The organism is Paenibacillus jilunlii (assembly GCF_900102965.1).
Taxonomy (GTDB): Bacteria; Bacillota; Bacilli; order Paenibacillales; family Paenibacillaceae; genus Paenibacillus_AQ; species Paenibacillus_AQ jilunlii.
Window position 1 is genome coordinate 158,625 of record NZ_FNGM01000014.1, and the last position, 15,477, is coordinate 174,101.

Below are 15,477 nucleotides of genomic sequence, written 5' to 3' on the forward strand. Positions count from 1 at the left end.
GAAATGGAGGAATGAGAGGTAAAAGTACCTTTGAATTGTTCGAAGTAGGCGAAGTGGGTTGAGAGGCGATATAACTAGCTAAGTCCGTCTAACTGTAGTGAGTAGCCTTATCACCCATAGGGTGATTTTGTTCTAAATTATAACGATTAAACTTTTGCTCCCCTTTCCCATTTAATTCACTCGAGCTCCCGTGTTTTGAATAACTTTTCTGCCGGATCACATCATAAGGAATGGAGTTCAACCGGCTCTAAAAATATACAGAGCTGTGCATATGACACTGTAGCCAATCGGCCAGTTCAGTGGTATAATATAAAGTCGTATATCTATCTTTATTGTATCAACAATTTAAAGTATAAATATTGAATCTGAATTTGAATCAGGAGAGGTGAATTCCCTTGTTGGACCGATTGCAATCCCTGGCGGACCGCTATGAGAAACTCAGTGAACTGCTTTGTGACCCGGATGTTGCAAGCGACAGTAAGAAACTGAGGGACTATTCCAAAGAACAATCCGATTTGCAGCCCGCCTTTGAGGCGTATGCCGAATATAAAAATGTAATGGAAGAGCTTGAAGCCGCTAAGATGATGCAGGGCGAAAAGCTTGATGATGAAATGAAAGAAATGGTCAAGATGGAGATTGAAGACCTGTCCTCGCGCCAGACTGCGCTGGAGGAGAAAATCCGCCTCCTGCTGCTGCCGAAGGACCCTAATGACGACAAAAACGTGATCGTGGAAATCCGCGGTGCAGCCGGTGGGGATGAAGCCGCATTGTTCGCATCAGATCTGTACCGGATGTACACCCGCTATGCCGATGCCCAGGGCTGGCGTGTGGAGCTGATGGATGTCAATACGAATGACCTCGGCGGCTTTAAAGAGGTTATCTTCATGATCAACGGGCGCGGCGCGTACAGCAAAATGAAATTCGAAAGCGGCGCACACCGCGTGCAGCGTATCCCGACCACAGAATCCGGAGGACGTATTCATACCTCGACTTCTACCGTATCGGTCATGCCGGAAGCGGAAGAGTTCGAGATTGAAATTCTCGATAAAGATATCCGCGTAGATACCTTCTGCTCCAGCGGAGCGGGCGGACAGTCGGTTAATACGACCAAATCAGCGGTTCGCGTAACCCACGTGCCTACCGGCATCGTGGCTACGTGTCAGGACGGCAAGTCCCAGAACTCCAACAAGGAGAAGGCGCTGCAGGTGCTCCGTGCCCGGATCTCGGATATGAAGCGCCAGGAAGAGGAAGCGAAATATGCCGGAGAACGCAAGAGCAAGGTCGGCACAGGTGACCGCAGTGAGCGTATCCGTACCTATAACTTCCCGCAGAGCCGTGTGACCGACCATCGTATCGGCCTTACGCTGCACCGTCTGGATCAAGTTATGAACGGTGATATTACGGAAATTATCTCGGCCCTGTCGATTGCCGAACAAGCGGAATTGATGGAAAAAGGAGAATAATGCTTTGAAACACGACTCTTATGTCATGCCTGACGTGCAAAGCATCCGGGAAGCCTTTGCGGAGGCTTCTTCTTTTTTGGACAAATCCGGGTGCAATGAGCCGCAGCGCAGCAGCCAGCTTCTGCTGGAGCATGTGCTGGGCTTGTCCGGGGCGGCCTATTATATGGCGCTGGCTGATCCTTTTCCGCCAGCAGCGCGGGCGGCCTGGGAAGCCGGGGTTACCCGCCGGGCAGCCGGCGAGCCGGTGCAGTATATCATCGGCGAGCAGGAATTCTACGGGCGGGTATTCGAGGTAACGCCCGATGTGCTGATTCCCCGGCCCGAGACGGAGCTGCTCGTCGAGGCGGTTCTGAAGTACGGCGCGGAGCTGTGGCCGGACGGCTTGGCAGCGCCGCTGGGCGGAGCGGCGCGGGAAGGCGGGTGCGCTGCGTCCGGAGCCGCGCAGCGTCGTGATGAGGCGGGCGGCATGGCGGCCCGCCGAATGAACGGCGCGGCTGATACGCGCGCGCCCCGACCGCTGACCGCCGTCGACATCGGCGCCGGCAGCGGAGCGATCTCCGTCACGCTGGCGGCGGAAGCGCCGGCGTGGCGGGTCTGCGCCGGCGACATCTCGCCCGGCGCGCTGGCCGTGGCCGGGCGCAATGCGCAGCGGCACGGCACGGCAGTGGACCTGCGGCTCGGCGACCTGCTCGAGCCGTTTGCGGGGATGGAGACGGATATTCTCGTCTCCAACCCGCCGTATATCCCCGGCGGAGATATCGCCGGGCTGCAGCGCGAAGTGCGCGACCATGAGCCGCGCACCGCGCTGGATGGCGGCGATGACGGACTGGACCCGTACCGCCGCATGATGGAACAGCTGCCGCTGCTGCCGGCCCCTCCGCGGCTGGTCGGCTTCGAGCTCGGCCAAGGCCAAGCCGAGCAGGTTGCCGAGCTGCTGCGGGCAGCAGGCCATTGGAGCGAGATCGTCACCATTGACGATCTCGCGGGCATTCCCCGCCATGTGTTGGGTATAGCCCGCTAGAGCGGCGGGCCAAATGCTGTTAATTGCTGGCGATGATTACCCATTGAGCGCGGTCAGTTACCGCCGGGCAGAGACTGCCAGGGCACGCCGGACAAGCCGACTACGCCGGTACGCTGGGCACGCCGGACAAGCCGACTACGCCGGACAAGCAGGGCACGCCGGGATAAGCTGCGGGTATCTCCTGTCCGGAGCATGAACTTCTAAAGCTGAAGTGGAATTTCTCCACTTAACCAGCGGGAGTCCCGCCCAAATTGATGGTTAGTGGGAATTTCTCCACTTAATTCGAAAGAAATCAAGGCTAGTTACTCAAAACAGCCGGATTAGTTCTACTTTTTCCCACTAATGATGATGCTGAGGCCGATAACCGCTAAATTAGTTCTACTTTTTCCACCTATAACTATTAATGAGCGCATAAGTAAGGCATTCGAGTTACCTATTACCGGATATACTGCGCGCTACTATGAACTGGAGTGGTATGAGCAGGCATCCGCGCGCCGGAGCAGAACTGTTCCCGTATGAAATTGTATTTTTGCTGCCCCTTCCTTTACAATGGAATTGACGGGACTTTAGCGAGAGACAAGAAATTAAGAAGACCCAGTACAGAGTAAGGAGACAGAATATGCTTCAGAAGATTAAAAAGATCGACGGCGTCATCGTAATCATTTTAGTGCTGCTGATGGTCGTCAGTATTTTTTCCATATACAGCGTCACGCATGGACGGGATAAGCTGGATGGGGCGCATCTGCGGATGATCAAGTTCTATGTGCTGGGCATTATCGCTTTTTTCGGATTGACCTTTGTGGATTACCGGCTGCTCGTGAAGTACGCGCTGTACATTTATGTTACGGGAATTGGGATTCTGGTGCTGGTCAGCTTTATCGGCAAAGAGCAGAACGGAGCCCAGGGCTGGATTAAATTTGGAGGCTTCAGTCTGCAGCCGGCGGAGCTGTTCAAGCTGATATTGATTCTATTCCTGGCAGCTGTACTGGTGCGCAAGCACAAAAACAAGCTGATGTTCTGGCAGGATGTAGTTCCTTTGGGGCTGCTTACCCTGCTGCCGTTCCTGATCGTCATCAGTCAAAATGACCTGGGCAACGCCCTTTCCTATATCGTAATTCTGGTCGGGTTGCTGTGGATCGGCAATATTAAGTTTACCCATGCGCTGATTGGACTGCTGGTCATAGGCGGTGTCGCAGCGGGGGGGATTACCAGCTACATTCACTACCACGATGAAATCAAAGATTTCCTTACGGACATCGGCCGTTCACACTGGGTGGAGCGGTTTGATCCATGGCTGGTCCCTGACGAAGCGACGGCGAAGGCGAGCTACCATACCAAAAATGCCAAGCTGGCTATCGCTTCGGGCGGGATGAGCGGTGAAGGATACATGGAAGGCAGCTCCGTGCAGACGGACCGGGTGCCTTACACCTATTCGGATTCTATCTTTGTGCAGATCGCTGAGGAGTTTGGCTTTGTAGGCTCGGCGCTGGTGCTGCTGCTCTACTTTATACTGATACACCGGATGATTCTCATTGCACTGGAGAGCAAAGATAGGGGAGGGCCGTTCCTGATCGTCGGAATTGTCGCCATGATGCTCTATCAGATATTTGAAAATATCGGCGCATTCATCGGCCTGATGCCGCTGACCGGCATTACGCTTCCGTTCATCAGCTATGGGGGAACCTCGCTTATGATTAATATGGCCAGTATCGGCCTGGTCATGAGTGTGCGCCTGCACGGTCAGGAAGTGGAAGAGGATCTGCCGAGTCCATCGGTCTACACCTCCCCGGCCAAGCAGGGATAGTTGAATAAAGCAACCCGAAACCGCTGCAGCTCATCTGATGATGGGCCGGCGGTTTTTGCTGTGCAGCAGGCAGCTTAGCCCAGGGATTTGGTGGACAGTTGTGAAAAAATTGTATTTACCCTGCCCCTTGCTTTAAAATGGAAATCAACGGCTTCGCTCTAAATACCGCTCTAAATGCATGTGTAGCGGGCAAGCCTAAATCCGGACATAGTTAGGGGTCTGCACCATGCTGCAAAGGTTCAAAAAGATAGATGGTGTCATTGTCGTTGTGCTGCTGATGCTGATGGCGATCAGTATTTTATCGATATACAGCGTAACGCACGGGCGAAAAGATGATGGATTACACATCCAGATGATAAAGTGGTACGGGGTGGGCTTCGTTGCTTTTTTTGGACTGTCCCTGTTTGATTACCGGCTTCTGGTCAAATATGCACATTATATTTATATACTGGGTGTGGGGATCCTGGTGGTGGTCAGCTTTGTGGGTAAAGTGAAAAACGGGGCACGGGGATGGCTCGAAATTGGAGGGTTAAGTCTACAGCCGGCGGAGCTGTTCAAGCTGATCCTGATTCTTGCGCTCGCTGCGCTGCTGGTCCGCAAAAACAAGGGTGAGCTTCTGTTCTGGCGTGATGTTGTGCCGCTCAGTCTGGTGGCGCTGCTGCCGTTTGCAGTCGTCATTATCCAGAACGATCTGGGCAATGCGCTGAGCTACATGGTCATTCTGGTTGGTCTGCTGTGGATTGGCCGGATCAAATGGTCCCATGCCCTGATCGGTCTGATTATTTTTGGCGGCGCGATATTCGGTTTCATTTACAGCTATATCAACTATCATGAGCAGATGACAAATTTTCTCAGCGAGACCATTGGCCGCAAGCATTTTGTAGCCCGCTTTGACCCCTGGCTGGTCCCGGAGCTGGCCAGCAGCGATGACAGCTATCAGACGCGGAATGCCAAAATAGCCATTGCCTCGGGTGGGCTCAGCGGAGAAGGATATATGAAGGGCGGCTCGGTCCAGTCCGGTAAAATACCGGTGCTGTATACGGATGCGATATTTGCACAGATTGCCGAAGAGTTCGGTTTCGTAGGGGCGGCATTGCTGCTGCTGCTGTTTTTTATTCTGATTCACCGGATGATTATGATTGCTCTGGAATGCCGGGAACGTGCAGGACCTTTTCTGATTATTGGGATGGTGGCGATGCTGCTGTACCAGATTTTTGAGAACATCGGGGCGTATATCGGCCTTATGCCGTTGACAGGAATTACGCTTCCCTTCATTAGTTATGGCGGAACCTCTATTGTGATTAATATGGCCAGTATGGGGATTGCCATGAGTGTGCTGCTGTATGGACAGGATGTGGAGGAAAATCTGCCTGCGCCTGCCGTATATTTTTGAAGGGAATTAATTAATAGATTAATAGGTTTGCAGTCTCTCATCCCTGGGCATACTAGGGGCATAAGAGTTTGTGGGAGAGGGGCTGCTGGAAATGGAATGGAGCAAAACTGGAAAACAGGATTCTTTACGGGTAACTTTTAAGTATACTGCCATTTTAATTTGTTTTTTTATGATCCTCATGATGGCCTGGGAAGGGCAAAAAACCGATGCCGCCGTAGCGGATGCATTGATTCCGCAGGATTCGATACGGCTGCGCATTCTGGCAAACTCGGATGCGGCGGGTGATCAGCTGGTCAAACGCCAGATTCGTGACCGCATAGTCGAACAGATGAACCAGTGGGTGGCCCTGCTGGAAGACCCGCAGAGCCTGGAGCAGGCCCGGAAGCTGATCCGGAGCCATTTGCCGGAACTGAATGCGCTGGTGGCCGGGGAGCTTAAAGAGCGGGGGATTGACTATGGCTATACAGTAGAACTGGGCGTCGTTCCCTTCCCGACCAAAATGTACGGAGGTACTGTCTATCCGGCCGGAGAATATGAAGCGGTACGGGTCACGCTGGGCGCAGGTCAGGGGCAGAACTGGTGGTGCGTGCTGTTCCCTCCGCTGTGCTTTATCGACGCAGGGTCAGGGGATGCGGCAGCGCCTGCCGCGGCTAAGGCACGAACCGTCTCGGCTGCTGCCGCCGGAGAGGGAGCCAAGGTGAACGGGGCAGCGAAGGGAGCCGTTACCACAGCTTCTGACTCTAGTAAAGCTGATGTGGCAAGCGGAGAGGCGGAAACGCCGAAGGTACGATTCTTCTTCTTGGAACTGCTGCAGAATATCTGGAGCTGGATCAGCGGATTGTTCCGCTGAGCTTCTATGAATCTATAACGGGCTATGTTACGATAGAATGTGAATTGAAGCGGTTTTCCTGCGGCGCCACCTGGTGGGGCCGCTTTGTTGAAATTTCTATGAAAGCTTGTGATGTAAATGACCAAACCCCAAGATTCCTCGTTTGCGGTCCAGCGCCGCAGCGGCCAAATAGATTCAACCCGGTACTGGAAGTTGTCACCAGCAGAAGAACCTGGTGCGGATTCCGCACTCTATCCGCAGAGTGAAGGTGACCGGCAAGCCATTGCAGAGGCGGCAGCTCTGCTGCGGGAAGGAAGCACCGTCGCGTTCCCGACGGAGACGGTGTACGGGCTGGGGGCGGATGCCACCAGCACAGCTGCGGTAGAGGCTGTCTTTGCTGCCAAGGGCCGGCCTTCCGACAATCCGCTGATTGTGCATATTGCCCGCCGGAGCGATCTGGACGGGCTGGTGACGGAGGTGCATCCTTCTGCGGCAGCGTTGATTGACGCTTTTTGGCCGGGTCCGCTGACCGTCGTGCTGCCCGTCCGTCCCGGCGTGCTGTCGCCGCTGGTGACGGCGGGGCTGGACACGGTTGGCGTGCGTATGCCGGACCATCCGCTCGCGCTGGCGCTGATCCGCGCGGCGGACTGTCCGGTGGCCGCGCCCAGTGCCAACCGCTCCGGGCGGCCGAGTCCTACGCTGGCCGCCCATGTGCTGGAGGACCTCGCCGGATATATCGGCGGGGTGCTTGACGGCGGCGCGGCCGGGGTCGGCCTGGAGTCGACCGTCGTGCAGGTGCAGCCTGACGGGACGGCCGCGGTGCTCCGCCCCGGCGGCATCACCGCCGAGCAGCTCGCGGCGGTGCTCGGTCCCGGAGCCGTCGCTGCGGCTCCGGCTACTGCCGTGGATTACGCCGCCGGGCCTGGCGGCGCGTCCACGGCACCTGCGGAAGCGCCTGCGGCAGCTTCCGCCCAGCCCCCCGGCGCGGCGCAGGCCGCCGGGGACAGCAGCCCGGCGCCGCGCGCGCCGGGCATGAAGTACACGCACTACGCCCCGCGCGGAGCGCTTGGCGTAGTGCGCGGGGCTTCCGCGCGGCGCGTGGCGGAAGCCGCCGCGGGCCTGCTGCAGGCGGCGCAGCGCGCCGGCGAGATCACGGGCCTGCTCCTCTTCGAGGAGCATAAGGCCCTGTATCCCGCCGGGGCGGCCGCCTGCGTCGTTTCCCTCGGCTCGCTGGCCTCGCCGGAGGAAGGGGCACGCTCCCTGTATGCCGCGCTGCGGCGCTTCGATGAAGCGGGAGCGACCTATATTCTGGCCGAGGCCTGTCCGGATACCGGCCTCGGCGCCGCAATCATGAACCGGCTGATGAAAGCCGCCGGAGGTACCGTCATCGACGCAGACTGACCCGGTGAGTCTTCGGGCTGTCTCCCTTGACAGCCGCTGGCTGAACCAGCGGTGATCTGCCCGCCTCTTTGAACCGCTTTACTGCCGCATTTCCCGGACTGTATATGGTCCTGTTCTTATCGGGAATCATCGCTGCTGTGCGTTGTGATCTGATCTTGGGCTGACTTGTTTTTTAGTGTAAAATGCAATCAGTGCTATACTCCTATATTGGAATTGGAATTTACGTGCTCCGCTGCTTTTCCGCCCAGTCATGAATCCCCCCTTGTCCGCATATGATTGTGGTACAAGACTTTCGGACTTTGGGGGTATGGGCATGGACATGGGGGGAGTATATGCAGGCTGGGGTCAGATTGTAACGATTGCCATTATGGCAATCGCACTGGGGATGGATGCTTTTTCACTCGGTGTAGGCATCGGGATGAAGGGCATCCGTCTTTTGCATGTGCTGCAGCTCAGTCTTCTGATTGCTTTTTTTCATGTGCTGATGCCGCTGCTTGGCTTGTTTACGGGGAGCTATGTCGGGCATTTGCTCGGACAAGTTACTACTTATGCCGCCGGAGGGCTGCTCGTGCTGCTGGGTGGACATATGGTGTTCAACTCCTTCCGGGCGGATCATTCCCGCCGTGATCCCGTCAATCACCGCACATTCTGGGGGATGCTGCTGATTTCGCTCAGTGTAAGTGTAGATTCATTCTCCGTAGGGGTTTCCTTGGGGATGTTTGTGAATAGCATAGCACTAACCGTGCTTGCTTTTGGAGCCTGCGGCGGTCTAATGTCCATTTCGGGCCTGCTGCTGGGCCGGAGAGTCAGCCGTGGATTAGGGGATTACGGAGAGGCGTTAGGCGGCAGTATTCTGCTTGCGTTTGGCTTACTGTTCATCTTTTGATACAATAACGGCACAACAAAAATCAATTTATTCTTTCATGGAGGTGGAAAGTATGCTGCATATTTTATTCGTCTGCACAGGGAATACATGCCGTAGTCCTATGGCAGAGGGGCTTCTCCGGAAACTTGCGAAGGAGCGGGGAATTGACGTGGAAGTGCGGTCTGCAGGCGTTTCCGCCATTTCCGGTACTTCCATGTCCAGACATGCCGCGGCGATTCTGCGGGACGAAGGAATTCATGATCATATCCTGTCCACGCAGCTAAATGCAGAGACAGTAGCCTGGGCGGATCTGGTGCTGACCCTCACAGGGGGGCACAAACGCCACTTGCTGCAGTATTTTCCAGAAGCTGTTGCGAAGACTTATACCCTAAAAGAATATGTCTACGATGAAGAAGCCGTGAACGCAGATATCCGTGAGCTGGATAGCCTCTATGCCGATGCCGAGCTTAGCCTTGCGCTGGGTGCGGAGCCCAAATCGGCCGATCTGCAGCGGATCATAGAAATCCGTCAGCGGATTCCAAGCTTTGATATTTCCGATCCCTTCGGAGGTCCGCGGGAAGATTATGAGCTGGCCGCTGCCGAGATCCGTACAGCGCTGTACAGTCTTCTGGATAAGCTTGAGTCCTTACGTCGTTTGTAAAGAGGTTGATTTTTCGCGGCCATTCCTTTAAGATGAAATAAATATTACCCGGTTCCGGTGTAACTGGCGACAAGTGTGGATCAAACCACGATGGAGCACTGGAATAAACGGCCGGTCGCCTGGGCAAAAGAGCACATCCGCAGCCACCTGCGGACTGCTCTTTTTTGTTTAAAATACAGCATACTTTTAGGCTCAGTTTTTCAATGAAATATAAGGATTTATATGTTTCGCTTGTGAATTATCCTTATATTTCTTGCTGAAACGGTACTGTCCTATAAGGGACAGCAAAGCCGTTCTACTTGCTTGAGGGAGGCTTAAGTGATGGATCATGTCATGAAGCAGGACTCACGGGTGAATCCGGCAAACAGCAATGCAGCCGGAGATGCCGGTCAACCGGCAGCGGCGGAGCTGTCTTTAACGGCTGCAACCGCTGCTGTGGTAAGGGAACTGTCAGACACCGGGAAGCTGGGGCCCGGTAAGATTCTTGTTGTGGGCGCAAGCACTAGTGAGGTGGCCGGGGTCCATATTGGCACCGGCGGCGCGCTTGAGGTGGCGCAGCAGCTGTTGGAGGGAATTGTGCAAGTCGCTGAGGAACGGGGATTTGATCCGGTATACCAGTGCTGCGAGCATTTGAACCGTTCGCTGGTGATGGAACGCTCACTGTTGGAGAAGCTAGGACTGAGGGAAGTATCGGCGGTGCCGATACCGGGAGCCGGTGGTTCAATGGCTGCTGCTGCGTACCGTTCGATGGCTGATCCTGTGCTGGCCGAAACGGTGGAGGCACATGCCGGTATAGATATCGGCGAGACGCTGATCGGCATGCATTTGCGCCGGGTAGCTGTCCCTTTTCGGCCAAGCCTGCGCTACATTGGTTCCGCCCGGGTGAATGCGGCCTGGAGCAGACCTCCGCTTATTGGCGGGGAACGCGCGGTATACCGTAATCCGGAGACCAGCGGATCACGCAGCTGCGATTAAGGAAACACAGTTGGTTGACGGAATGCCGCTGATTATAGTTTGTTTTTACACAGGAAGCATAAACTAAAGGAGCACTAGGGAGGAAATAAGAATCATGGAACAATTGCGTAAGAGTGACCCGGCAGTACTGGAAGCGATGGGACTGGAGCTGAGCCGTCAGCGTGCCAATATTGAGCTTATTGCCTCGGAGAATATCGTCAGCGAAGCTGTAATGGAAGCGATGGGTTCTGTGCTCACGAATAAATATGCCGAAGGGTATCCCGGCAAACGGTATTATGGCGGTTGTGAAGATGTGGATATCGTAGAGAATCTGGCCCGTGACCGTGCCAAGCAGCTTTTCGGTGCCGATCATGCCAATGTGCAGCCGCACTCCGGTGCCCAGGCCAATATGGCAGTTTATCTTGCCGCGCTGAATCCCGGTGACACCGTCCTGGGGATGAACCTGGCGCATGGCGGTCATCTGACACACGGCAGCCCGGTGAATGCTTCCGGATTGCTGTATAATTTTGTGGCTTATGGTGTGCAGGAGGATACGTTCCTGATTGATTATGATGAAGTGCGCAAGGCTGCCTTCAAGCACCGCCCTAAGTTAATTGTAGCTGGAGCAAGCGCGTACCCGCGTACGATTGATTTTGAAGCCCTTGGTTCGATTGCGAACGATGTAGGCGCATTGTTCATGGTGGATATGGCCCATATCGCCGGACTGGTAGCCGCTGGTCTTCATCCGAGTCCCGTTCCGCATGCCCATTTTGTAACGACAACCACACACAAAACACTGCGCGGTCCCCGCGGAGGCATGATTCTCTGCAGACAGCCTTGGGCAGCAGCGATTGATAAGGCGGTATTCCCTGGCTCCCAAGGCGGACCGCTCATGCATGTGATTGCGTCCAAAGCCGTTTCCTTTGGCGAAGCTCTGCAGCCTTCGTTCAAAACCTATGCCGAAAATGTGGTCAAGAACGCCAAGGTGCTGGCAGAAACACTGATCGGTGAAGGAGTCAACATTGTATCCGGCGGTACAGACAACCATTTGATGCTGCTCGATACCCGTAACCTGAACATCACAGGCAAGGATGCGGAAAAGGTTCTCGATTCGATTGGCATTACGGTGAACAAGAATGCTATTCCGTTTGATCCAACCAGCCCGTTTGTAACGAGCGGTATCCGCATCGGTACACCTGCAGTCACTTCGCGTGGAATGAACGAGCAGGCGATGGTAACCATCGGCCGGATTATCGCCAGTGTATTGAAGAATCCGAAGGATGAGGCCAAGCTCGCTGAGGCTGCCCGTGAAGTAGCCGCACTTACTGAGCAGTATCCGATTTATCCAGGTTTGCAATACTAATCTGGCACAGCAGGACCAGCACTTTCAGACAGTGTTTACACAAGCCTCCGCAAACACCGGAACCCCCGGTGCTGCGGGGGCTTTTTATTGTCTATATAAGTTGAACTTTAGTTTTATATGTGGGTATAGTCTTAACTGCGGAGGATGTTTGGACATCAGCCGCTGTTGTCGTAAGAATTCCTTGAATAGAACCGCCTTTAGCTGTTGAAATTGACTGATTATCCTTCCGGGCTCCTGCTCTTGTGGATAAACGGACTAGATACTCAACTAACGCTTACTCACTGGTTTCTTCGTAAGTGATAGTTGGAAAAAGGGAACTTATTTTTCCTGAAAATCAATAATCTTGAGGTTTAGGTGGAAAAAAGAAACCTAATTGGGCTATATTACCCGTCCAATGGTGAAATTAGCTGAATTAGTTAACCTTTTTCCACTTCATCTGCGGAGAACAGATAGCTCAAGTAAATTAGTTAACCTTTTTCCACTTGGAGTTGCCGTAGGGTTCATGGAGGGGGAGTTTGGGGAGGCTGCGTAAGCAATTCACCTGAAAGAGGGAGTCGGATTCAGTATGTTTTCCCGCTATCGGTTGTAGGGCATTAGCAGGAATGTATGTTCTTAATTATTATTTAACCTGCTGCTTGGTTAGAGGAGGAATGAATTACAGGAGACTTGTTGCATAATGTTCACATTTAAAACCATAAATTTGTCGAAAATCCTCGTGAAATATTTATGAAAGTTCATGAAAATTTCAACAATAATGGTGAAAGAAATGTGAAAAGTATTAAATGAGCAAAATGGCACAAACTAAGCCGCGTTAATCATTGAATTAAAGGAGAAAGATCTGGACCCTTCGCAGATTCAACCTGGGCAATAGACGGATTTGCGTCTGCAGAACCAGTCCTTCGTAGGTGAAATACACCCCGGGTGATGATATAATAGACAGGATTTAGCCATGGGAGAAGCAAAAGCGCTTTCTGCGGCTATAAATAAGACTTACAATTACCGGAGGGACAAGAATGGGAAAATTGGTGATTTGCGATCATCCTTTGATTCAGCACAAATTAACATTTATTCGCGACGTGCGGACGAATACGAAAGAGTTCAGAGAGCATGTTGATGAAGTCGCTACACTTATGGCATATGAGATTACACGGGATATTCCGCTGGAGACTATCACCGTGCAGACACCGGTAGCAGAGACACAGAGCAAAGTGATTTCCGGAAGAATGCTGGGTCTAATTCCGATTCTGCGTGCAGGACTGGGCATGCTGGAAGGCGTGCTGAAGCTGCTTCCTGCAGCCAAGGTAGGGCATGTTGGATTGTTCCGTGATCCGGAAACTCTTCAGCCGGTCGAATATTATATCAAGCTTCCTACGGATGTCCAGGAACGCGAATTGATTGTGATTGACCCGATGCTGGCTACAGGCGGCTCTGCCATTGCCGCAATTACCTCGCTGAAGAACCGCGGATGCACCCAGATCAAGATGATGAACCTGATTGCCGCTCCGGAAGGTGTTGCTGCTGTACAAGCTGCCCACCCGGATGTAGATATCTATGTTGCTGCGCTGGATGATCATCTGAATGAACACGGATATATCGTGCCTGGGCTTGGGGATGCCGGTGACCGGTTGTATGGAACCAAATGAACTTCAATGAAGTAGTAGTACTATAGAACAAACAAAGCAGACCAAACAATAATGAAGATTTGTGAAGAGAGGGTAGGGGTTATGTCCAAAATTAAAGTGATGACGATTTTCGGAGTGCGCCCCGAGGCGATCAAAATGGCGCCTTTGGTCCTGGAGCTTGCCAAGCATCCCGAGCATATTGAATCCGTTGTTTGCGTAACAGCGCAGCATCGGGAACTGCTGGATCAGGTGCTTGAAGTATTCAAGATTACTCCTGACTATGATCTGGATGTAATGAAAGACCGCCAGACGCTGAATGAAATTACTATCCGGGTGCTGGAGGGACTGGAGCCGGTGCTTCGGGAAGCGAAGCCAGACCTGGTGCTGGTGCATGGGGATACACTTACCACCTTCCTCGCCAGCTACGCTTCTTTTCTGCAGCAAATTCAGGTGGGCCATGTAGAAGCGGGACTCAGGACCTGGAACAAGCTGTCTCCGTATCCCGAGGAAATGAACCGTCAATTGACGGGGGTTCTTGCAGATCTGCACTTTTCTCCGACCGACTGGTCAGCGGGCAATCTGAGACACGAGAACAAAAAAGAATCAAGTATTTATATCACAGGCAACACCGTAACCGATGTGTTTCAATATACCGTACAGCCGGACTACCGGCATCCTGTACTGGATTTTGCTTCAGGAAAACGACTTATTTTAATGACGGCGCACCGCAGAGAATCTCAAGGCGAACCGCACCGTCATATTTTCCGTGCTGTCAAAAGAATCGCTGATGAATTTGAAGATGTAGCTATAGTCTATCCTGTGCATCCGAGTCCGGCAGTCAAGGAACCGGCGCATGAGATACTTGGCGGACATCCGAGAATCAAGCTGATTGATCCGCTGGATGTCGTTGACCTGCATAATTTTTATCCGCATACCCACCTGATATTGACCGATTCCGGCGGCCTGCAGGAGGAAGCTCCCTCCTTTGGAGTTCCCGTGCTTGTGCTGCGTGATACGACCGAGCGCCCGGAAGGGATCGAAGCCGGAACGCTGGAGCTTGTGGGCACGGACGAGGAGAAGGTGTATCAACGGACACATGCTTTATTGACTGATCAGGAGCTGTATCAGTCCATGAGCCGGGCCGCCAACCCGTATGGAGACGGCAAAGCCTCCGAAAGAATTGTCAATGCGATTTTGCACCATTTCGGCGTAGTTCAAGACCGTCCGGAAGAGTTTCACAGAATGTTCACAAAATGAACAAAGTAGCTTGAAATCGATATTCTGAATGCACCAAAATCAACATACAGTAAAACTGTACGGTTTATATGGTTTTGGAATCTTTTGCTGTGATTATTTTCATACTTTCATCCGAAAAAGCCATTATTTTCGCTGGATTGACAAACTCTTGTAACATTCAGTAAAATGAATGGGACTTCTAAGGATGTGTTGAAATGAAGGGGCCTAATAAGCCTGCAGAACCGCATAAACAGACGGGTCACGCGCTCAAAGCCGTGAGTCTTGTCAGCGCTGTCGGGATCAATTTGGCCGCCTTTACACTGGGCGGTTATTTCTTGGGAGCATGGCTGGACGATAAGTGGAACAGCTCCGGTCTCGGGGTGGCACTTGGTGTCATTGTGGGTGTGTTGTGCGGGGTCACAGGTGTCATCTTCATTATTAAAGCTGTCATGGAGGAAAGTGATGGATGATCTGTCTCGATACCGCAAGGTATTGGCATTGGCAACACTTTGCTTCGTGGTTCTATGCGTTCTGGCTGCGGGCATATTCCCGGACTTCCGGAGTGTAGGCTTCGGCATGGCGCTTGGCGGAGCCATTGGATGCATTAATGTGACCTACCTGGGCTACAAAGTCCGGCAAGTGGCAGATACCATGGCGGGTGAAGGCAAGAGGCGTGTAAGCCTGGGGTATCTGACTCGTGCTGCGCTTAGTCTCTTGGGAGTAATGGTAGCCTTTAAAGCACCGCAGGTTTTTAATATGATTGCGGTGGCCGGCAGTTTGCTCTTGGCTCCAATTCTTCTTATTATAATAGGAATTGGGTTTTCGCGTAGAGAAAGTTAAAGGCTACAATGGAGAAAGGGGTGAG

General features: G+C 53.2%; 14 protein-coding genes and 1 riboswitch. All 14 genes read left to right on the top strand.

What is annotated here, in order from left to right:
• Positions 1–395 precede the first annotated feature (395 nt).
• The 14 genes from prfA (at position 396) to BLQ82_RS22335 (ending at position 15,452) form a co-directional block, all read left to right on the top strand.
• A complete protein-coding gene (prfA, locus tag BLQ82_RS22270; protein WP_020426793.1) occupies positions 396–1,463 on the top strand; it encodes a peptide chain release factor 1 in 1,068 nt (355 codons plus the stop codon).
• A 4-nt stretch (positions 1,464–1,467) separates the two neighbouring features.
• Positions 1,468–2,484: a N5-glutamine methyltransferase family protein gene (locus BLQ82_RS22275; RefSeq protein ID WP_143013520.1), complete on the top strand. Its 1,017-nt coding sequence runs from the start codon at positions 1,468–1,470 to the stop codon at positions 2,482–2,484.
• 619 nt (positions 2,485–3,103) lie between these two features.
• On the top strand, positions 3,104–4,288 hold the full coding sequence (locus BLQ82_RS22280; protein WP_062521191.1) for an FtsW/RodA/SpoVE family cell cycle protein: 1,185 nt from the start codon (positions 3,104–3,106) through the stop codon (positions 4,286–4,288).
• A gap of 226 nt (positions 4,289–4,514) precedes the next feature.
• Positions 4,515–5,681: an FtsW/RodA/SpoVE family cell cycle protein gene (locus tag BLQ82_RS22285; RefSeq protein WP_062521192.1), complete on the top strand. Its 1,167-nt coding sequence runs from the start codon at positions 4,515–4,517 to the stop codon at positions 5,679–5,681.
• Between the two features lie 91 nt (positions 5,682–5,772).
• Positions 5,773–6,531, top strand: coding sequence for a stage II sporulation protein R (gene spoIIR, locus BLQ82_RS22290; protein WP_062521265.1), 759 nt, complete (start codon positions 5,773–5,775; stop codon positions 6,529–6,531).
• A 117-nt stretch (positions 6,532–6,648) separates the two neighbouring features.
• Complete coding sequence (locus BLQ82_RS22295) at positions 6,649–7,911, top strand: L-threonylcarbamoyladenylate synthase (protein WP_074648499.1); 1,263 nt, start codon at positions 6,649–6,651, stop codon at positions 7,909–7,911.
• 313 nt (positions 7,912–8,224) lie between these two features.
• Positions 8,225–8,797, top strand: coding sequence for a manganese efflux pump MntP (locus BLQ82_RS22300; protein ID WP_143013521.1), 573 nt, complete (start codon positions 8,225–8,227; stop codon positions 8,795–8,797).
• A 52-nt stretch (positions 8,798–8,849) separates the two neighbouring features.
• Entirely contained in the window at positions 8,850–9,437 is a 588-nt protein-coding gene (locus BLQ82_RS22305; RefSeq protein ID WP_062521196.1) for a low molecular weight protein arginine phosphatase, read from the top strand.
• A 49-nt stretch (positions 9,438–9,486) separates the two neighbouring features.
• A riboswitch (ZMP/ZTP riboswitch) is annotated at positions 9,487–9,569 on the top strand.
• A gap of 189 nt (positions 9,570–9,758) precedes the next feature.
• Positions 9,759–10,412 (top strand): TIGR01440 family protein, encoded by a 654-nt coding sequence (locus BLQ82_RS22310; RefSeq protein WP_082722564.1) that lies wholly within the window; start codon positions 9,759–9,761, stop codon positions 10,410–10,412.
• Between the two features lie 91 nt (positions 10,413–10,503).
• Positions 10,504–11,754, top strand: coding sequence for a serine hydroxymethyltransferase (locus tag BLQ82_RS22315; protein ID WP_062521198.1), 1,251 nt, complete (start codon positions 10,504–10,506; stop codon positions 11,752–11,754).
• Between the two features lie 1,013 nt (positions 11,755–12,767).
• Positions 12,768–13,397 (top strand): uracil phosphoribosyltransferase, encoded by a 630-nt coding sequence (upp, locus tag BLQ82_RS22320; protein WP_020426095.1) that lies wholly within the window; start codon positions 12,768–12,770, stop codon positions 13,395–13,397.
• Positions 13,398–13,478: 81 nt separating this feature from the next.
• Positions 13,479–14,633, top strand: coding sequence for a non-hydrolyzing UDP-N-acetylglucosamine 2-epimerase (wecB, locus tag BLQ82_RS22325; protein ID WP_062521200.1), 1,155 nt, complete (start codon positions 13,479–13,481; stop codon positions 14,631–14,633).
• 194 nt (positions 14,634–14,827) lie between these two features.
• Entirely contained in the window at positions 14,828–15,082 is a 255-nt protein-coding gene (locus BLQ82_RS22330) for an AtpZ/AtpI family protein (RefSeq protein WP_062521202.1), read from the top strand.
• Positions 15,075–15,452 carry an ATP synthase subunit I gene (locus tag BLQ82_RS22335; protein WP_062521204.1) on the top strand — a complete coding sequence of 126 codons (378 nt, stop codon included), beginning with the start codon at positions 15,075–15,077 and terminating at the stop codon, positions 15,450–15,452. Before BLQ82_RS22330 ends, BLQ82_RS22335 begins: the two co-directional genes overlap by 8 nt.
• Positions 15,453–15,477 lie beyond the last annotated feature (25 nt).